This window comes from Vibrio sp. YT-18 (genome assembly GCF_033337345.1).
Taxonomy (GTDB): Bacteria; Pseudomonadota; Gammaproteobacteria; order Enterobacterales; family Vibrionaceae; genus Vibrio; species Vibrio alginolyticus.
Genome location: NZ_JAWOQO010000009.1, coordinates 149,523 through 169,407 on the forward strand (window position 1 = coordinate 149,523; position 19,885 = coordinate 169,407).

General features: G+C 43.2%; 17 protein-coding genes. 8 read left to right on the plus strand and 9 right to left on the minus strand.

All coding sequences use genetic code 11. The features are described 5' to 3' along the window. The first annotated feature begins 391 nt into the window (after positions 1–391). Positions 392–1,549, plus strand: a complete 1,158-nt coding sequence (locus R7M72_RS14260) for an amino acid permease (RefSeq protein WP_053303777.1) — start codon at positions 392–394, stop codon at positions 1,547–1,549. 232 nt (positions 1,550–1,781) lie between these two features. After that, entirely contained in the window at positions 1,782–2,129 is a 348-nt protein-coding gene (locus R7M72_RS14265; protein WP_318056230.1) for a hypothetical protein, read from the plus strand. 144 nt (positions 2,130–2,273) lie between these two features. On the opposite strand, the gene R7M72_RS14270 is transcribed toward R7M72_RS14265, so the two are convergent. The 4 genes from R7M72_RS14270 to R7M72_RS14285 form a co-directional block, all read right to left on the minus strand. Further along, the gene (locus R7M72_RS14270; protein WP_025768473.1) at positions 2,274–4,145 is read right to left on the minus strand and encodes a methyl-accepting chemotaxis protein; all 1,872 of its coding nucleotides are present in this window, start codon (positions 4,143–4,145) and stop codon (positions 2,274–2,276) included. A 436-nt stretch (positions 4,146–4,581) separates the two neighbouring features. Beyond that, a complete protein-coding gene (locus R7M72_RS14275) occupies positions 4,582–5,946 on the minus strand; it encodes a YjiH family protein (RefSeq protein WP_017635848.1) in 1,365 nt (454 codons plus the stop codon). A 455-nt stretch (positions 5,947–6,401) separates the two neighbouring features. Next, a complete protein-coding gene (locus R7M72_RS14280) occupies positions 6,402–7,073 on the minus strand; it encodes a YoaK family protein (RefSeq protein ID WP_005375484.1) in 672 nt (223 codons plus the stop codon). 153 nt (positions 7,074–7,226) lie between these two features. Further along, a complete protein-coding gene (locus R7M72_RS14285) occupies positions 7,227–7,628 on the minus strand; it encodes a GFA family protein (RefSeq protein WP_025768472.1) in 402 nt (133 codons plus the stop codon). A gap of 200 nt (positions 7,629–7,828) precedes the next feature. Between R7M72_RS14285 and R7M72_RS14290 the strand changes: the two genes are divergently transcribed. Continuing rightward, the gene (locus R7M72_RS14290) at positions 7,829–8,458 is read left to right on the plus strand and encodes a hypothetical protein (RefSeq protein ID WP_017635850.1); all 630 of its coding nucleotides are present in this window, start codon (positions 7,829–7,831) and stop codon (positions 8,456–8,458) included. A 124-nt stretch (positions 8,459–8,582) separates the two neighbouring features. Then, positions 8,583–9,866 (plus strand): peptidoglycan DD-metalloendopeptidase family protein, encoded by a 1,284-nt coding sequence (locus tag R7M72_RS14295; RefSeq protein WP_017635851.1) that lies wholly within the window; start codon positions 8,583–8,585, stop codon positions 9,864–9,866. A gap of 106 nt (positions 9,867–9,972) precedes the next feature. Here the strand turns inward: R7M72_RS14295 and R7M72_RS14300 are convergent, their stop codons facing one another. Both R7M72_RS14300 and R7M72_RS14305 read right to left on the minus strand, forming a co-directional pair. Beyond that, the gene (locus R7M72_RS14300; protein WP_318056231.1) at positions 9,973–11,793 is read right to left on the minus strand and encodes a putative bifunctional diguanylate cyclase/phosphodiesterase; all 1,821 of its coding nucleotides are present in this window, start codon (positions 11,791–11,793) and stop codon (positions 9,973–9,975) included. 183 nt (positions 11,794–11,976) lie between these two features. After that, positions 11,977–12,864, minus strand: coding sequence for a LysR family transcriptional regulator (locus R7M72_RS14305; RefSeq protein WP_025768470.1), 888 nt, complete (start codon positions 12,862–12,864; stop codon positions 11,977–11,979). A 105-nt stretch (positions 12,865–12,969) separates the two neighbouring features. Here R7M72_RS14305 and R7M72_RS14310 point away from each other — a divergent pair, with 105 nt between their 5' ends. The 3 genes from R7M72_RS14310 to R7M72_RS14320 all read left to right on the plus strand — a co-directional run bounded on the left by R7M72_RS14310 (position 12,970) and on the right by R7M72_RS14320 (position 14,955). After that, entirely contained in the window at positions 12,970–14,163 is a 1,194-nt protein-coding gene (locus R7M72_RS14310) for a multidrug effflux MFS transporter (protein ID WP_017821607.1), read from the plus strand. Between the two features lie 176 nt (positions 14,164–14,339). Beyond that, entirely contained in the window at positions 14,340–14,687 is a 348-nt protein-coding gene (locus R7M72_RS14315; protein WP_005375501.1) for a hypothetical protein, read from the plus strand. 133 nt (positions 14,688–14,820) lie between these two features. After that, positions 14,821–14,955 carry a hypothetical protein gene (locus R7M72_RS14320; protein ID WP_017635854.1) on the plus strand — a complete coding sequence of 45 codons (135 nt, stop codon included), beginning with the start codon at positions 14,821–14,823 and terminating at the stop codon, positions 14,953–14,955. A gap of 127 nt (positions 14,956–15,082) precedes the next feature. Here the strand turns inward: R7M72_RS14320 and R7M72_RS14325 are convergent, their stop codons facing one another. The 3 genes from R7M72_RS14325 to R7M72_RS14335 all read right to left on the minus strand — a co-directional run bounded on the left by R7M72_RS14325 (position 15,083) and on the right by R7M72_RS14335 (position 18,034). Then, the gene (locus R7M72_RS14325) at positions 15,083–15,697 is read right to left on the minus strand and encodes a glutaredoxin (protein ID WP_315957230.1); all 615 of its coding nucleotides are present in this window, start codon (positions 15,695–15,697) and stop codon (positions 15,083–15,085) included. A 43-nt stretch (positions 15,698–15,740) separates the two neighbouring features. Then, positions 15,741–16,598 (minus strand): DMT family transporter, encoded by an 858-nt coding sequence (locus tag R7M72_RS14330; RefSeq protein ID WP_315957229.1) that lies wholly within the window; start codon positions 16,596–16,598, stop codon positions 15,741–15,743. A 464-nt stretch (positions 16,599–17,062) separates the two neighbouring features. Further along, positions 17,063–18,034: a porin gene (locus tag R7M72_RS14335; protein WP_005375535.1), complete on the minus strand. Its 972-nt coding sequence runs from the start codon at positions 18,032–18,034 to the stop codon at positions 17,063–17,065. A gap of 609 nt (positions 18,035–18,643) precedes the next feature. On the opposite strand from R7M72_RS14335, the gene R7M72_RS14340 reads away from it, so the two are divergent. Continuing rightward, entirely contained in the window at positions 18,644–19,702 is a 1,059-nt protein-coding gene (locus tag R7M72_RS14340) for a porin (protein ID WP_086047288.1), read from the plus strand. The last annotated feature ends 183 nt before the right edge of the window (positions 19,703–19,885 follow it).

The window sequence follows — 19,885 nt, forward strand, 5'->3', positions numbered from 1 at the left end:
AACAACACATCTTAGGTAAAAGATAAGAGTTGTTAAAATATATCGCTATAAGATTGACCTTTTGCTTTTCAATCGTCCTGCTTATGCCTTACAATCTTTTCGAACCAAATCCATTCATAACGAATGGGGTTGATGAATTAAGATGAACAATTTTGCTTCGAACCCAAAGTTGCGCACATTTCATCAACGATGACATCGCCAAAAACGACTCTCAAGTGTTCATGTGCAAATGATTAACCACCTTTTGTTGCGTGTTTTCTTAGCCATACAGGGCTCTTGTAACATAGTGCTCTTGTAACCAAATTTTGACTAAGTCGGAGCGTTTTGTTGTGTGCTTTAGATAAAGCACAACTGGTGAGAAATTAACGGATTGAATTTAGAGGTATTAACCGTGAACCTAAAACTTGTCGGCAGCTCCCTGATCGTTGCAGGTACTGCTCTTGGCGCTGGTATGCTTGCTATACCAATGGTGCTTGCTCAATTTGGCCTCCTTTGGGGCACTCTTCTTATGTTGTTCATCTGGGCTGGAACGACTTATGCTGCGCTGCTCCTTCTTGAAGCCAGTTGTAAAGTAGGTGGTGGTGTGAGCATGAATGCAATTGCTCGCGAAACGCTTGGTAAAGGAGGCCAGTTGGTAACCAACAGCTTGCTTTACGCCCTGTTAGTTTGTCTATTAATGGCTTACATCATTGGTGCGGGTGATCTCGTACAAAAAGTAACAGCCTCATTTGGGCTTCCAACATCTACGATCTCAAGCCAAGTCGGTTTTACTCTTTTAGTTGGTATCATTGTTTCGGCAGGTACAGGGGTAGTAGATAAGCTGAATCGCGGTTTGTTCCTAGGCATGATCGTAGCGCTGATCCTGACACTTTTTGCGCTTGCACCAAGCGTCTCGTTTGAAGGACTTGATGAGGTTGTGAGCGACGATAAAATGGCACTTATCAAAACCAGTTCGGTGCTTTTCACCAGTTTCGGTTTTATGGTCGTGATCCCATCGCTTGTAACTTACAACAAAGAAGCGAGTAAAACACAGCTGCGTAATATGATTATCGTGGGCTCAACTATTCCGCTTGTTTGTTACCTATTATGGTTGTTAGCGGTTGTCGGCAATCTACCACCTCATGAGCTTGTTCAATACTCCAACGTAACAGAGTTGATCTCGGTACTAGGTCAGCAATACGAGGGCTTAGAGTTCATCCTATCCATGTTTACTGGTTTGGCACTACTAACGTCGTTCTTAGGTGTTGCAATGGCGCTATACGATCAAAATGCAGACCTACTGAAAGCAAGTAAGCCAGTGATTTTTGTTACTACTTTTGTGCTACCACTATTAGGTGCTGTATTTGCGCCAGAACACTTCCTAGCTATTCTCAGCTACGCGGGGATTATTCTTGTGTTTCTCGCGGTCTTTGTCCCATTATCAATGACCATGAAAGTGCGCCGAGTGCCGGTAGAAGATGACAATATTTATGAAGCTGGTGGCGGCGCAATGGGAATGAGCATGATCTTCCTATTCGGCTGTTTCTTGCTGTTTGCCCAAGCAGTATAAAACCACGCTAGCTTATTTAAAAACTGAGCCGCTCGTATTCAAACGGGCGGCTTTTTTGTATTCATAGCCGAACCCAGGCCACTCAAAGTCATCAGCATTTGTGATGTTTGACGTTTCTCTGATAATCACGGTTAGCGCTGACTTTTTAGTAAAACTCCTTAGCGAAAGGCTGACATGTACAGTGATTCACCCTCCTATTATATCAATGTTGATATGAATAAGAGGCTCTGTTGTGTCAAAGCAATTATCTTTTGCCATGGTTGGCGTTATGTTGTCTTTAGGTGTGTTGAGTACAGAAGCGGTGGCTGACCCGAAGCATAAGCATGGACATCGGTACGGGTACGATCACCATCATGCGCATCACCACCATCATAAACACAAGCGCAAGCACAAGCATAAACACAAACATCGTGACGTTATTTATGTGGAGGCCAGACGACCAAGGCGCAGTTACTATTACCATGACCGAATTCCTCGGAATAGTACCTACATAAAGATTGGAGATTTCACTTATCTAAAAGTGGACGACCGCTATTATCGTCGTTCTAATGATCGCTATATCCATGTCGAGCTCAATTAAACTTGAAAGGACACATAGTCGGCGTTCTTGTAATGTTGAGCTTAATAGCACCAACATGGCACATGTAACATCGACCAATACTAGGGTAGAGGGTTAAAAACAAAAACAGCGAGCCGGTGCTCGCTGTTTTTGCTTAAATGAGTGTTAGACAGTAAATCTATTTAAGATTTGATCTTGTTTATGTACATCTTCTTGTTGCGCCTGCATCGCGTCGTTGGTTCGATTTGCCGATTCGGCGACTTGAGTCGATAGGTCTTTAATATTCACCGTATTGTTGTTGATCTCTTCAGCGACGAGGCTTTGCTCTTCCGCTGCTGAGGCAATTTGCAAGTTCATATCGGAAATACGCTGAATCGCATCACGAATGCGTTGTAACGCACTATTTGCTAAACCCGCTTTTTCAACGGCCTCTATAGCACTACCTTTGCTTTGATGCATGGCATTTGCCACAGATGAAGCGCCAGATTGTAGTTGCTCAATCATAGTACGAATCTCTGTTGTCGACTCTTGAGTGCGTTGTGCCAGTGTACGTACTTCATCTGCAACAACGGCGAAGCCTCGGCCAGATTCTCCCGCACGTGCAGCCTCGATTGCGGCATTCAACGCGAGTAAGTTTGTTTGGTCCGCAATATCGTTGATGACTTTTAGAATCGTTTCGATATTGGCGGTAGCAGATTCCAACACTTGTACTTCTTCGACTGCAAGGTCAATGCTATCGGAAAGCATGTTTATCGTTTGTGTCGATTCACCAACGATAGAAGACCCCTCAACCGTTGCTTGGTCGGCTTCTTTAGCTGCACTTGCCGCACCTTGCGCATTATTAGCAACCTCTGTCGCGGTGACAGACATCTCATGCATCGCGGTAGCAAGTTGTTCTAGCTCTTGCAGCTGAGTGTGAATTGCGCCTGCCGAGTCTTTTGCGCCCTCAGCGGTGATTTGAGTTCCGTTTAAAATTTGATCAGAAATACGTTTCGACTCAATGATTTGCTGTTGTAAGTTCTCCATGAACGTATTGAAGTTTGTGGCAAGCTCAGAAAACTCTTGGTCAGTATCTGTTTCGAGGCGTTGTGTAAGGTCGCCTTTCCCTGATGCTACATCTTTAATCGCATTGTTTAGCGTGTCCAAAGGACGCATGAGAGTGCGAATCAACAGAGTTAGGGCGATAATAGATGCAATCACGGCAATGATTGAATAAATAATAGCGTTGTTACGAAGCTCTCCTACGGCAGAATAGGCAACAGCTTCATCGATCACCGAACCTACGTACCAGTTCTCGCCAGGAATGTGAGTCAGGTTAACCATGTAGCGGTTGCCATCAATCTCAACATGTTGTGCTGATTGCGTAAGTTCGATTTGCGGGAGGTAGCTACCGACCTTCTCGCCGTTATACTTACTTTGAGGGTGAGCAATAGTTGTGCCATCAGCGGTGATCAGAAATAAGTAACCAGCATCAAACAGATTCACTTGGTTGACCAGATCAGAAAGGGTAGTTAATTCGAGGTCATAAAACATACCGGCTAAAAACTGGCCATTTTCTTTTACTGGCGTACCAACAGAGATGATAACGTTTTTCGAAGACGCATCGACGTACGGATCGGTTACGACCAAATCGCCTTTGCTCTTAGCTGCAATAAACCAAGGACGCTGACGTGGGTCGTAGTCTGGACCCGCATCCCAGCCGTCGTCATTTTCAATCACAAAGCCATTACTTTCATAACCAAAACCGATGGCAAGGAAGCTGCTTTTTGGCGTCGGTCTTTCAAGTATGTTTTGAACATAGCTATGTGAACTGGGATCAAGCTCAATCACTTCAGTAATGGAGCGAGCGAGATCCTTCTTTGCATTCATTTCTGATTGCACAGTGTTACCAACACTGGTCAATATCTCGTTTACACTTGAGTCGATTTGCTCCTGAGTTTGGGAGCGGATGGTCATAACTTGTTGTGTCGACAATAACGACACGGTAATTAGCAGCAAAAATGAAGAGGCTGTGACAACCTTATGTCTGAATTTCATGAGCTTTCCTCTGATTCTCCCGGTTGGTTCCACTTTGCTTTCGCCTCTTTTAAACCGAGCGAATTGGGCATAAAGAGAAACCTATTGTGTTTGGTTATATTTTTATCGACATCTTTGTCAAAAACATGAACTCATTTGTCGTCTTTTTTAACTAAATTTAAACAAAACGATAGTTTACGTTAAAACTTGTGAGTGTGATCATGTTTGCGAGCTCGATTAATGAAATCGTCATAATGAAAAGAATTGCTTAACAAACAGTGGTATCAACTGGTTTTACAGGTGAGGTGATGAAAATTTTGTTGGTGCTGACAGGTGTTTTGTTTAAGTTTTGTCTTTGTAAATTATGAGCTTTTTACTAAAAGCCTAATGTGGACGGAGTTTTAGGTATAAAAAAGGCCCCGACGATGCGGAGCCTTTGTTAATTGACGTCTCGATTTTAGAAAATAAGATGAGCAACGCCAGCAATCACCGGTAACGTGATTAACGTACGTAAAATGAAAATTACGAAGAGCTCTACAATGTTTACTGGAATTTTGCTGCCTAACAGTAGGGCACCTACTTCCGACATGTAGATAAGCTGAGTTACTGACATTGCTGCAATAACAAAACGTGTCATTTCGTTATCGATTGAGGCCGCTAAAATTGCTGGAATAAACATATCTGCAAAGCCAACAACTATTGTCTGTGATGCTGCAACAGCTTCAGGGACTTGCAGTAGCTCTAGGTATGGGATAAACGGTTGACCCAGAATTGCAAATACAGGCGTGTATTCTGCAATCACCAATGCGACGGTACCAAGACCCATAACTACAGGTAGTACGCCAAATACCATGTCGACTGCGTTGTGTACGCCTTCTTTAAATACAGACTGAACCGATGTGACTTGACCAGCACGCTTAAGAGCTAGATCCATACCCCAAGAGAATGTGGTGTGGCCTTCTGGCACTGCATCTGCGTCTTTATCTGGGTTGCTGCCGTCAATGTAGCGATCTTTCTTCAGACTAAGCGGAGGCAGGCGAGGAATGATAATCGCAGCTACGATACCAGCTAGACAGATAGCGCCGTAGAAAGGCAAAAATAAGTGCTCTAGTTTTACCTGAGCGATAACAACTAAGCTAAACGTGATCGATACTGCTGAGAAAGTTGTCCCGACAACAGCCGCTTCACGCTGAGTATAGAACTTATTTTCGTATTGCTTGCTGGTTAGCAAGATACCAACACTTCCGTCGCCTAACCAAGATGCCATACAGTCAATTGCACTGCGGCCAGGTAGGTTGAATACCGGACGCATTATTTTACTGAGTAACGCACCAAATAGCTCCAGAAGACCGAAGTTCAAAAGAAGCGGAAGCAGTAAACCCGCGAAAATGAAAACGGCAAACAGAGTAGGTAGGAGACCAGTAAGAACAAGCCCGCCAGTGTTTTCTTCCCAAATTGCTTTTGGACCCACTTGGAAAAACGTCATTAACACGGCAGCGCCGCCGATTAAACGAACAACGAGCCAAAGTGGAGATGGGTTGAAGAGACCGTTTAAAAAACCATTACGTAAAATTGCAGCTGGCTTAAAAATTTTGCAAAGAACAGAAGCAACGGCCATGAAAGCGATGATACTGGTGACGATAGCAATCAAGGTATCGCCTAACACCGCTGGGATGACTTTTGCCATCACGGCAACGGGAATGGTTAGGCCACCATCGTAAGAGATCGGAGCCATAAAGAGTAGAAGACCAATTAGGGAAGGGATGAAAAACATCCAAAAGTTGCCCTTAGGAGCTTCAGTAGCATTAGTGGTGTTATGCATAGTTGTCTCGTGTTACTACTAGTCAATACTTGCCATTTCCATGACATAAATATTCACTAAACATCCGTATTTAATCACAGTTTTGCGGAGGGTACCCGCAAACTGCATCCATTGCAATACTATTCATTAAATACATCTAGTTATTCAGCCGATTTGTCGGGTAATTGGTCAAATAACGTCTAAGTGTATGCGAATATGTTGCTTGTGTTAGAAAATTGTAGCACGAGGGGCGAATTGCGCAGTGAATTATGGGGCGCATTGTGACTGGAATAATAAAATGGTAAACAAATGTGATTTTGATCTAACTAACTTCTTTGCCAGAAATTCAGTTAGCCTTATCTATTCTAAGGTTTTTAGTGGTGTCAAAATACCGTTCAGCGTTTCTTGTACCGTTGCAGTGTGAACCTATTGAGCCAAATCCGATTGAAGCATGTCGCTTCAATCGGATCGAAATTTTATGCTTTTTGTTGACGGCTAAGTATGTATAGGTAACTCCAGTAAATCAGAGCTGTAGAAAAAGCCAATATTGCTGGGAAAACCAGCGTATATAAACCATATACCGTAAATAGAGCCGCTCCCGCGACGCCGCCAAACAAAAAGCCAAAGAAAATGAATAGGAATAATTTTGCTTTACGTCGGTCAAATTGACGACCTCTCAAGCTTTCTCCAATCATAATCCCTAGATCGGTGATGATTCCGGTCATATGTGTGGTTCTGACTACTGCGCCGCTAAACGTGGTGATCATTGCGTTTTGTAATCCACATGCTGCTGATGCTAGATATTGGCCGTACAAATCCCCTTGCACCAAAAAGCCCAAGCTGAGTAAGAGCAAGCTCCCTTCTATGCACAGTGCAACACCATATCTTCGCCCTAGTTTTAACGCACTGCTTTCAATAAAAAAGCCGCTAAAGGCAGCGCCAATCAAAAAGCTAAATACGATGAAGAGCAAGTGAATGGAGCTATCCACACCTGTTAGCAAGCTGTTCCCTAGCTGAGTTACGGTTCCCGAAAGATGAGTTATCGCTTGGTGTTGAAAGCCGAGAAGACCAACGGCGTTGACGCAGCCCGCGAGAAGAGCTAGTAGAAACGCGCCATATTCCACCCAACGAGGAAGTCTGGAAATCACAATAAACCCCCACCAAATATTAGGAGCCGATTATAACGCTCACACCGAGTTACGAAACCCTTTACAGTAAAACTCGATTGATCATTCTCAAAAAAATCTCACTTATAGGGTGTTTGTCCGAGCCAAAGTAAATATGTGAACGTGGATTGCCCGCTAGCAGATGTGTTCCGTTGTGCATTCGAAACTCACCCACCCGTGTTTCATTTGTTCATAGACTGAAACGGTAGGTTGGTGGAACTCTTTATCGGTAAATAGACCGACGGGAATGATCATGATTTCTGGGTATGCAGCAACGAACAACCTCATTGTCGTGCCGCAGGATGGACAAAAGTCATACTGAACCTCACTGCCATCATCGCCAATTCGGGTATAGCTAGTGACTTCACCGTTTAAAGTGACGTGCTCTTTTTCAAAGCGAGCTTGTACCCCAAAAACACTGCCAGTTCGTTTTTGGCATTCGAAGCAATGGCAGACAGACGTGTGGGTGGGCTCTCCCTTACAACGGATCTCAACTAAACCGCAGGCGCACTCGCATGTATGAATGGTTTTTGTCATCGTGATTACCTATTTGTCCCAATACACCAATAGACCTAGAGCACAGAGCTTGTGTCACTAGCTCGTTATGAGCTCTGGACTTGAGACTATTTGGATATAATCAGTTTAGTTTAATTTTGAAACACTTGAAGAGGTGAAATCATTTGGGTATACAATGGTATACTCGCTTTTCGTTTATACCTTGAAACAAGGAAGCTTTCATGACTCACAAAAAAATCCTGCCGATACCACTTATTCTACTTATTCCAATCGTTTTATTAGTTGTGGTTGTGATCGCAGGTGTTTATCGTTTTAGTTTGTCTGATGACGAGATCATGGCTAAGTTTCCTCAAACAGAAGTAGAAACTAACGTTATTGTGCAAGAGACGCTTGGTATCACTGCACGTAATCCTTGGACGATACAAGTCCCCGAGCAGGGTGCGGTCACTTTTCTTGATGAGTGGGATAAAGAAAACGGCTATTTGATAGGTGACTATGATGCAGGTGCGACGAAAGGTCAGGTACTTGTCCCAACTGCGTCGATTAGTCAGCGTGAGATTGAAGGTGTTTCATGGGTTGTTGCACCGATGATTGTAACGACACAAGGTAGCGGTTCGTTTAACTATGTTGGCTTGTTCAAGTTTGACCCCGTGCCGAGCCGAGTTGTACTTTTAGACAGTATTTTTGTTGGTGACCGCGTGAAATTTACTCAGCTCGAATGGAAAAGTGATACAACTATCACGCTTTCATATTTAGCGCACGGTGACGATCAAGCAATGGCAGACACGCCAAATCAATTCAATTCATCCACATTACAGCGTGTAGGGAATAACTTACATATGCAACAGTGATGAATTTTTTTTGAGTTCTGTAAAAATTCAGTATTTTCTGCGCTAGATCTCGAAATTTCCTAGTGATTTCTTATTCGGGAATGCATAAGCTATGAGCCTTGTTTGAAAGGAGATAGTAATTCCCGTGTCTACAAATGAAATTACAAGACGGTTGCCGAATCTGACAAGTCGTAGAGCGCTGCTGTTATACTCCTTGCCAGTTTTAGTTGCGATTGGTGTTTCTCACTCTCTCAAAGAGTCATCTTTAACCAAAACCATCGCATTGAACCTACCTGAATCTCAGGTCGTTGAAAAAATTCTTGATGCGACAACTGCCGAAGTTGTCACTCCCCCGAACTTCGAATATCAAATCCAAGCAGGTGACAACCTAAGCACTATTTTTAGTCAGCTCGGTTTCGGTTACAGCTCGTTAATGAAAGTAATGGAAACGGATTTGAACTACTTGGCACTTGATACACTTAAGCCGGGCAATACGCTCCGTTTCTGGCGTGATGATGCAACAGGCGAGTTAGCGAAAATGGAACTGCAATTTTCTATTGCAGATAAAGTGGTCTACAAGCTGAATAGTGATGGTAGCTATGACTTTACTGATATTTCCATTCCTGGCGTGTGGAGCCAAGAACCTTTAGTTGGCGTCATTCAAGGCAGTTTTTCTTCTTCTGCGAGTCGTTTAGGTTTAACGTCGGCGGAAGTGAGTCAAGTCGTAAGCTTACTCAAAGAACAACTTAACTTTGGACGTGATCTTCGTGCAGGTGATCGATTTGAAGTTGTTCGCCGCTCACAAAGCATCAATGGTGTACCAACAGGTAAGAACGAAATTGAGGCGATTAAGATTTATAATCGCGGCCGCGAGATCACCGCTTACCTTCATACTGATGGTCAATTCTACAATGCCAAAGGTGAAAGCTTACAGCGCGCATTCCAGCGTTACCCTGTAAGTAGCCGTTGGCGTATCAGTTCTGGCTTCAACCCTAATCGTTTACATCCAGTAACGGGGCGTGTTGCGCCGCACAACGGCACTGACTTTGCTGTACCAACCGGTACACCAGTCGTTTCTACTGGTGATGGTACAGTGATCATGACTCGTAAACACCCTTATGCGGGTAACTACGTGGTTGTTGAGCACGGCAGCAAATACAAAACCCGTTACTTACACCTAAGTAAGATTTTGGTGAAGAAAGGGCAAAAGGTTTCTCGAGGCCAGCGTATCGGTCTTTCTGGTAAAACAGGTCGAGTGACTGGGCCACACCTTCACTATGAGTTGATTGAATACGGCCGTCCAGTTAACGCTATGCGAGCAAATATCCCAATGGCGAGTTCTGTTCCTAAGAAAGAGATGGCTACTTTTGTCGCGAACAGAGATGAAATGGATAAACTATTACGCGATAAAGAGAAAGCAGTGCTGTAATAAAGTACTTCGCTCAAAAAACAAAAAGAGACTAAGCATAGCTTGGTCTCTTTTACTTTGTGCATTAACTAGATTTGAATTCTATGACAGCAGTCTGTTCAGTACGTTAGGCACTCCGTACTTCACGTTCATTTATCAGGTGTACGATTTCTTCAACACTGTGTGGACGAGAGTAAAAATAACCTTGGATGTAGTGGCAGCCCATTTCAATTAACTTTTGCAGTGCTCTATCGTCTTCTACGCCTTCGGCAATCAAATCCACATCAAGCAGCTCTGCCAATTGCGCTATCAAAAACACCACTTGTTCAGAGGTTGTATTTGAGAGCATGTTCTGCACAAAGGTAGCATCGATTTTGATGCTATCAATCGGATAATTGTGTATATAGTTCAAGCTTGAGTATCCCGTACCAAAATCATCCAGTGCGACTTTAAAACCCAAGTATCGCAACGAGTTAAGTACCATCTGTTCACGGCCACTTTGTGAGAGTAAGACGGTCTCGGTGAGCTCTATAACAAAGTCTTTTGCTTCGTGCTGATACTTTTCAACCATGTTGGTTAAGTGATTAATATAACGGTTGGAATCAACCAGCTCATACGCTGAGCAATTGATGGAGAGTTTGACTTTATAGCCTAGGTTCGCTTCGAGTCCTTGCTTTGCGATACACGCGAGTTCAATAATCCGTTCACCTAACTCGATAATCAGGCCTGATTGTTCGGCAGCTTCAATGAACTCCGCTGGAGAGATATTTCCATAGATATTGCTATTCCAACGAGTCAAAATTTCAAAGTAATTCCAGCGGTCGCTCGTGATATCGACGATCGGTTGAACCACCACATACAACTCATCGCTGTCTTGTATATCAGTACTTAGCTGGACTCGCATTGCCTCAATAAGCTGCGTCCTACGGTGGTATAACGCACTAAGGTGTGTGTCGTAATGCTGAATCCGTGTATCGCGGTGTTTTTTACAATCTTTGAGAGCGAGACTGGCATTCAAAATCAGCTCATCGCTGTTCAACATATGTACTGGGGCACGCGCAATACCAATACTAACGGTGAAAGAAATCCGGTTAGATTTGTCGCTGTAGCCACTTTCAATTTTGTCGAGTACTTCCTGACACACGGCTACAGGATCTTCGTCGTACGTGATGAAGGCGAATTCATCTCCTGCGACACGGAACGCATTGTTTGGCGACGACAAGCTCTGTTGAATGGCGTTAGCTGTGAACTTAATGATTTGGTCGCCGATATAGTTTCCGTTGATATCATTGATCGATTTGAAATTATCGATATCAAGATACGCCAAACTGAATGGGCGAGTCGCCTGCTGCGTTAATGTCTCCAAGGTATCAGCTAAACAGCTACGGTTGAGCAGTCCAGTTAGGTTATCATGCGATACCTCATAGCTAAGCTGATTAAGAAGCTTATCTGAACGTTCACTGACCCACTTTTCACGTAAGCTATGAATAATGACATTGGCATAAAATCGGTGGAAGTCGAGGATATCTTGCGCTTCTTTCGCGTGGATGCTTCGGGTAAAGGTAGACAGTAAAATTCCCAGAACTTCGCCATTTTGTGTCTTCAATGGCAGGCCAATGTAAGCTTGAATGCCATCTTCTTGAAACATCTTATCTTCAGGAAAACGCTTGTATACCTGGTCTTGATAGAAAATATGTTCGCCAATGTCTTTCGCCACTTTTTCACAGGGGGTGCCTGAAAGGTGGTAGCTTAGGTTGTCTGTAATTTTTCCATTGCTGGCGAAGGAAATGGTATGAGCCGATTGCTGAAGATGCGCAACTTCTACAACGCAAGTGCAATGGCTCTGCAAGTGTTGATGAATATCTAACGTGACTCGGTTTAGCTGAGCCGTGCCGTTTAGCTTCAATATCTCATCAATTTTGTGGAAACTGATTTGTACCTGACCCATCGAGCATTTCACCTAGCGTTGTTATTAACATATCGTGTAAGACACGACGAATTATTATTTGATATGCATCAAATAAACTATCGGTTACTAAGGCAGATTTTTCAAATTTTGTGAACGAACAAATCATTATTTTCATGTTTTTATGCTTGAACCTTTTAAAGGTATAGCGATAAAAACGCTAAGCTAGGCGCGCTTCTCCTCTTCTAATCGTGATTTGAGATAATCGAGGAATAGCTTAGTCCGGGTATGCTGATAATCCAGCTTTGGATAGTAGGCATATACAGTAGCTTTATCCGCTGTGATATCGGGCAGGATAGGGACTAACGCGCCGGATTTGAGATCATCTTTGATCATGACGTTGTTCGTCATCAAAATACCCATGCCTCTTTTGGCACCATGAAACAGCGCTTCTGGGTTGGTCGTGGCAAAGTTACCGGACAAGCTGATACGTTTGCCTCGATTTGTTTTGATTTCTCGTGAGGGTTTTTCTCCCCAAATCAGGACATTATGCTCTGTCAGATCCTCAACGCATTGTGGGGTGCCGTATTTTTTTAGGTAACTAGGCGCAGCGTAAAACTGGGCTTTATGTTCGAAAAGCGCAGTGGCTTTGAAACTCAGAGAGTTCAGTTGCTCTAATTCCCGGCTAATAAACAGGTCTAAGCTTAGCTCTGGCAATTGACCTGGTAGCGTTGTTGTTAATTGAAGTGTGATATCTGGATATTTATCAAGAAAATCATCAAGATAATGAACTAGAAATTTAGAACCAACGGCCAACGTTGCCCCAATCTTTAATAGCCCCGCTGGTGATTGGTTGACTGAGCGAGTTTCATCTAATACCGATTGCCATGAATCAAGCTGACTTTTTGCTCGTTGATAAAACAGAGCACCAGCTTCAGTTTGGCTAATTGAGCGGGTCGTACGTTTGAGTAGTTGAACGCCAATTTTATCTTCTAGCCATTGAACTCGCTTACTGATAGCTGAGCTGGTGGTATTGAGTTTCCGCGCTGCGGCATTAAAGCTACCTTCTTCGACCACACGAATATAACTCTTCACGCTTTGAATCCAGTCCATTGTATCTCCTTGGGAATTAATTCCTTTCCAACTTAGCTGATTATCATCTTTGAGTATCAAATATACACTGTTTGCCATCAATCTGTCACAAAGTAGGAGGAACGTTTGCGTAAAACACCATTGTTATTAGCGATGATGATCATTGCCACAGGCCAAGTTGGCGTTAGTATTTATCTTCCTTCTTTGCCATTGATTGGTCATGACTTGAATTTGCCGCAACATTCGATTCAGAATCTCGTCACGCTATTTCTCGTTGGCTTCGGTATCTCTCAGCTTTTTTACGGCCCATTGTCTGATGCGATTGGTCGTCGGCCGGTGTTTATTCTGGGGCAAAGTGTATATCTAGTTGGTACGGTTATTTGCATCGCGTTTTCGGACAACATTGTTGCCCTTGAAGCGGGACGGTTACTGCAAGGCCTAGGAGCGGGCAGCGCTTCGGTACTTGGTCGGTCAGTACTGCGTGATAGTTATGACGGTATGCAACTAACCAAAGCGCTATCTTATATTTCAGTCACTGCTTCAGTGATGCCAATTATTGCTCCGCTGTTTGGTGGCTGGATCGCTTTTCACCTGAGTTGGCATGCTGTCTTCGTGTTTGTGCTGATTTACTTAATGGCAATTTTTACACTTGGTTTATTAGTGCTGCCAGAAACGCTGCCTTATCCGAAGAGAAAATTTAAAGTAGGCGAAGTAAGCGCGAACTATTTGCGTCTGTTAACGAATACACAAGTGATTGGTAGTGCGAGCTACAACTGGCTTAGTTATTTATCGGCTCTGGTTACGCTCTCCTTGTATCCATTTTTAATGCAACAAGAGTTAGGATTAACGGCGGCAGATTACGGCTCTTTGATGATCATACCGTCAGTTGGTTTGCTGACGGGTAGCTTAGTGCTGAATTTGATCAATGCTCGTTACAAAGCTCAGCAAATCTTGCTGATGAGTTTCGCGATTGTTGCTGTTGCTGGCTTCATGTTGTTGGTTACCCCCTTCAGTGTATTTTCATTGCTGACGGCATTCACGTGTTTAAGTTTTGCCCAAGGCATGTCATTCCCAGTATCGATCAGTTTGCTACTTTCGCCACATAAGCAACAGGCAGGCGCGGTTTCTGCGTTATCTGGCTCTATTCAAATGTGTTTAGCAGGTTTGTTTGGTGGGTACTTAGTAGACTCATGGGTTACGAATCAGCAGCAGCTTGGGGTGTTTTATTTGTTTATTGCGTTACTTTCTTGCTTTGTTCTTGTACTAAGCCAATTTCGTAAAGTGCCAGAAGGGACGGTTCAAGCAGAAACTTCCATCTGAATATACTTGCAACCAGAAGGTCGGCTTTCTAAAATGCGCAGCTAAATTAAGCTAGGCCTGTTGTGTATACTGAATGACTTGGTTTGAAAGGAAGAGGGCGAACCTTGATACTTCTCTCAAGCTTGGAATACATTTCTGCCCAATGGCTATCCGATCTCTAATCGTTAGGTGAAAGAATGCAACAAAACGAATTTGAAACACTGGTAAAAGAAATTACTCAGCAAGAAAGCATGCCAAAGGCACTTGAAATCTTGAAGGCGTGTGAGGAAGAAGAAGTTGCACAAGCGGCGCAATCCCTAACGGGTCAGTTTGGCCTTGCAGAAGTTGATGGTGAGAAACGTATTTACCATATTACCACTCAAGAAGATGAGTCCGGAGAAGAGCAAGAATACGTAGAGCACGTCATGAATGAAGGCGATCACTTGATCAAGTTTGCTGCGTGGTTCTTTGAAACATTCTTTGAAATCAAACAGAAAGATACGTACGTCGCAGCGGGAAAAACATACCAACAACCTAAGCGATAGACGCTCATTTCAAGAAATCCACGAAAATCAAACTGAAAGTTAATTACAAAATAAATGTGACTGGAGTCTTGTTTTTATCTAATTGTGGTGTAAAATTACAACATAGTTAAGTCAATACATTCAGGAGAAGGTCATGGGTAACGAACTTGGTGGTGCTTATATTGGCCAGATGATTGCAAAAGACGCGATGCACAAAGCGCTTTACGGTAAAGCGAAGAAGAAAAAAGCTTCTGTTTTTGCTCGTGTTATTAAAAAACTGGCGAAATAATTTAAAAAGCCCTGATTGAAAAATCAGGGCTTTTTGCTTTTCTCTGTTTTGTTGTTAGTAAGTAGCCAACATATTGCACAACATTGGCAAAACGCTACTCAAAGACTGATGACATTTAAATCTAGAATTACGCGGATTGGCTTGGTATCTCCACAACATTGTTAGGCACTTTATCTAGCCCCTTTGCTGATAACCACTTTTCTAAATCGTCAGCGCCTCCAATATATTTTCCATCTAACCAGATTTGCGGCACTGTTACCGGTGTTTTTTCGCCAATGATGGCTTTTACTTCAGGAATCATACGGTATAAGGCGGCGCTGTCTTTAACTACATCATGGTACTCATACTGAACGCCAGCCTCGTCAAGTAATTGTTTGGCTTTGACACAGTAAGGGCAAGTTGCTTTACCATAAACAATGTTACCTTTTAGCTCATCGCGTTTTACCCACTCAGCAATAACAGACTGTAAAAGCACACCCCGATTCAATGCTTCTCCTTGGCTGATAACTTTCCCTTCGACAAGAAGAATGGGTGCATGCCAAGCCCCCGCTTTTAATGGTTCCCACCAGTGCGATAACCAATCTTTTACTTCAAGTTCAACGGGCACATCGGCTAGTTCGTTTTCAAAAGTATCCTTTAAAATATCTTTGGTTAATGTACATTCACCACAAGGAATATTGACTTTGAATGGGCCCCAACTACCAGCCCAGCGATACAGTGTAATTTTGATTGGTTGACTCATATGGGTTCCTCATTTCCTTTCCTGAAAATATAGAACTTTTAAATTAGATTTTTCTTTCAACTAACTTTGTCTTTTTCGCTTCCCAATGCGTAATAAACGCAATAGATGCAATAATAATCGCAGCACCTAACCATAAACGACCAGGTGGCACCCAACCAAACACCAACCAACCAGCAACAACATTCAAAGGCAGTTTGGCGTGATCAAATGGTTGCACAAATGAGGCGTCTGCTACTGCATATGCTTTAACGATAGCCCATTGAGCGAGTGCTGTAAGTGCACCTGCGGCTAAAAGCACACCCCATATCGTCCACGTATCTGGCATAGTAAACGTCGGTATCGCTAACAAGATATTAAATGGCGTTATCAGCAGTAATAAATAGACGACCATGGTTGAAGGCGGATCGTTTACCGACATTTTTTTAACCATTAATGAATACGCTGCCCAGAAAAATGCGGCGCCAACAGGGAGCAGGGTCGCCCATGTAAATGAGTCTGCCCAAGGCTCAAGAATGATCATGGCACCAACAAACCCCGTCAATGTCGCTAACCAGCGTGCAGTACCTACTTTCTCTTTGAGTAACAAGCCAGAACCAACTGTGGCAAATAACGGAGAGGTCATGAGAAGTGCAATGCCTTGCCAAATTGGAACTGGGTAAGCGAGAGCCCATAACCAAAGTTGAATCCCGATAACAGAGAGAAAAATGCGGAATGCATGCCAGCCAAAGTGTTGGGTTCTTAAAGAACGTCTAATCCCAAGTGTACGTATGTAGGGCAGAATAACAAATAAGGCGATTGCATATTGGAATAACGCAAATGTGGTAGAGGAGACACCAAAGTTGATGCTAGCAATTTGGGCGAAGCTGTTCACTATGGCGAATGCCAAGCCAGCTGTTAGCATCCAGGACGCACCTTGAACAGGATGATGATTCAATTGAAAAATTCCAGTTTGATAGAGGTGGCGGGATCATACGTCCTATTGTTTTTCGCGCCAATAAAAAAATGCCTCCCAGAGGGAGGCGACATTACCAATTCAAAGGACGTGCCTGTTATAACAGGTACAAAGAACGAGAAGCACAAACGCTGCCATGCATTTGCATAAATAATATTGCAGAACACGTGCCAACTTTTATATGTTTGATTTTAAATGGTTTTTTGGTTTTTCTATGTTGTCGATTAGATGAAATGCACTAACTTAGTGATCAATCGCATTAAAAGAGGGCAGAAGTAGGCGTCGTTACGCTCGTTTTTCATTGCTGAGCGATGCTTGGATAGTGTGAAAACTTATCGAGTTGTGTTGGGTTAAATAAAAAATGGCCAGCAAAGGTGCTGGCCAAGTGGACTCGCTCTTAGGACAAGAGTGAATTAGAAATCGTAACGTACGCCTAGGCGCAGTGTATCTTCGCCTTCTGTTACTAGACCTGTTGTTGCATCTTTTGCTTCATCAAGTTGGTTGATGTAGTAAGACAGGTAAGTACGGAAGTTGCTGTTTAGTTTGTAGTAACCAACAAGCTCGATACCTTCAACGGTGTCGTACTTTGAACCGTTGTCTGGATCATTCTCTTGAGCTGTGTATAGAGCTGCAAGTGTCACTTTGCTTGCTACTTTGTAGCTTGCGACTAGCTCGTAAGCCGTAAAGTCTTCAGAGTCAGTCAGGGAACCTTGAGAATAAGTACCTGCTAGGTAAAGGTTGTCCATCGAGTAAGCGATACCACCTAGAATTTGATCTTCAGAGTTATCTTTATCTACATCGCCACCAGAGTATGCAAGACCAAAGTCGAGGCCCATTGGTAGTGAGTACATTCCAGAGATGCCGTATTTATCTTCGTTATCGCTAGAGTTTGCTTGGTAGGTTGCTTGAAGTTGTAGTGCATCAAACGCACCACGGTATGCGAAAACGCTGTCTTGCTTATCAGAAGACGAATCAATAACTTGCTGAACACCAGAGAATTCTGTGATATCCGTCATGTCAGAGATGATGACTGCAGCCATGTCTTGACGACCTACAGAGAAAGCACCGATATCAGAGTCGACGCCTGCATACATGTAGCGGTTTTTGAATTCACTCTTGCCCGTTTTTTGTTCGGCTTCGTAAACACCGAAAGCAGAAAGGCCGTTGCCGATGTCTGTTTTACCTTTTAGGTTAAGACGAGCACGGCTTTTATCTTCCATGGAACCTTCAACTTCAGCACCGTCTGAACCGATGAAGTCACCACGAAACTCAACGCGGCCGCCAACTTTTAATTCAGTACCGTCGTTTTTGTATACAGTTGCTGCGAATGATGGTGCTGATACCAATGCTGTAAGAATTGCAGTAGTTAGTGCTGCCTTTTTCATTTTCTTATTACCCTAGTTGTAATCGATGGGCTTTCTTGCCCGATGTGTTGATGACGCTAAGGTAAAGGCTGAAAATGAAAGATAGATTTCTGTTAAGTTATGATTTGATTGCACTTTTATTGCTGGCGAGAATAAGTGCCCCTTCTCATACCACTTATAAAAAGAAAGGTTTATCTTTTTTGAGGTTTTTTCCTCTCCGTTAAAGACTGTGTTTTTTTCAAAAAGTTCCTGAATTGTTTCTTGACCCTAAATGTAAGTAAACATTTCAATTTGGCAGGGAAGTTTGGCCTAAAAATAGCGAATCATCAGCTATTTGTGAGCTAACTCTCTCTAAAGCATTTCTTATTGTAAGGTTTTTATTTCTCGATTTTTTGAAGGCTAAGTAAACGATTGCTTTTTAGGTTTTGTCTGAGATCTTTTCACTCGGTTGTCAGGAACTAATCAAATAAAGTGTCGGCAGTTGTTACACAAAGGTAAAACTAATCTGGTGGAAACGATGCCTCGGATAGCCTTTGTATTCCTCTCTTTGTTCATCATTTCGTTTTTACGAAAGTGAACCAAAGCCGGGTCTAAAACTGACTAACCAACTAATAAGTAATGGATTTAGAAATGAATAAAAAATTATTAGCAGCGGCAATCGCGGCAGCAACCTTCGGTACTCAAGCAGTTGCAGTGGAACTATATAATAACGATGGCACAACATTTTCGATGGGCGGCCACGTTTCTGTTAATTTAAATGGATCAGAGCAAGGTGACACGGATGTGGGTACTAACTCTCCTCGTATCAATATCTCTGCGACACAGGATTTGGGTAATGGCTTCACCGCAGACGCACGTGGTGAATGGGCGCTAAACTACTTAGACGGTGGTGAAGAGTCGTTTAAAACTCGTCTAGGTTACTTAGGTATAACGCATGAGGTTTATGGTCGTGCAGTAGGTGGTACGCAATGGTCACCTTACTACGATGTCGCAGGTATTGCAGATATGCCAATCGCGTTTGCCAACGACTTCATCTATGACGATCATGGAAACCTTGGCACTGGCCGTGCGGATAAAATGCTTTCTTACCGTAATGCCATCGAGCTGGGTGAAGCGGGTGTGATCAACTTTGGTCTTGGTTGGCAGGGTGCAAACGATGATTACACGCGCAACGATGCTGGAGTTATAACTGGCGGTGCTAAATACGATGACCGTGTGCAAGCTGCGCTTTCTTACTCAGTCATGGGCGCTAAAATCGGTTACTCTTACAATGGCGGCGATTTCCAGCACCCTGCATATGCAGGTAAGCACACGGCGGAATCACACGTTGTATCAGCATCTTACGGTGCGTACGGCCAAGGCCTATTCCTTGCTGCGGTTTATGGTTCAAACGAAAACATGAACTTCAGTGCAAAAGGCGACCGTTTAGAAGAAAGTGATGCGTACGAAGCGATCATCGCATACGCTCTAGCAAACAGCCTAAACTTGAGTGTTAACTATGAGATGGTGGAAGGTAAAGAGTTTAAGAGCTCTAAAACAGAAACTGCTCGTGAAGAAATGGCACTACAAGCAGAATACAACTTCACGCCTAAATTTGTTGGTTACGCGGGTTACCAGTTTGACCTAAATGACGACAATGGTCGTGAAACTGATGACAAATGGGCGTTAGGTGCTCGTTACTACCTATAATAGGATTTAGCGAGAACTATTATTCAGCTCATTGATCTAAAGCCAGCATCGTGCTGGCTTTTTTGTCTATTTGTTTTACAAATACTTTGCTGTTTCAATTAGATGATACAAAACTCAAAACGGGGTGAATGTCTTATTTTTTACACTAGAGGTTGCTATTTAGTGTCGTTAAGTCAATAGGTT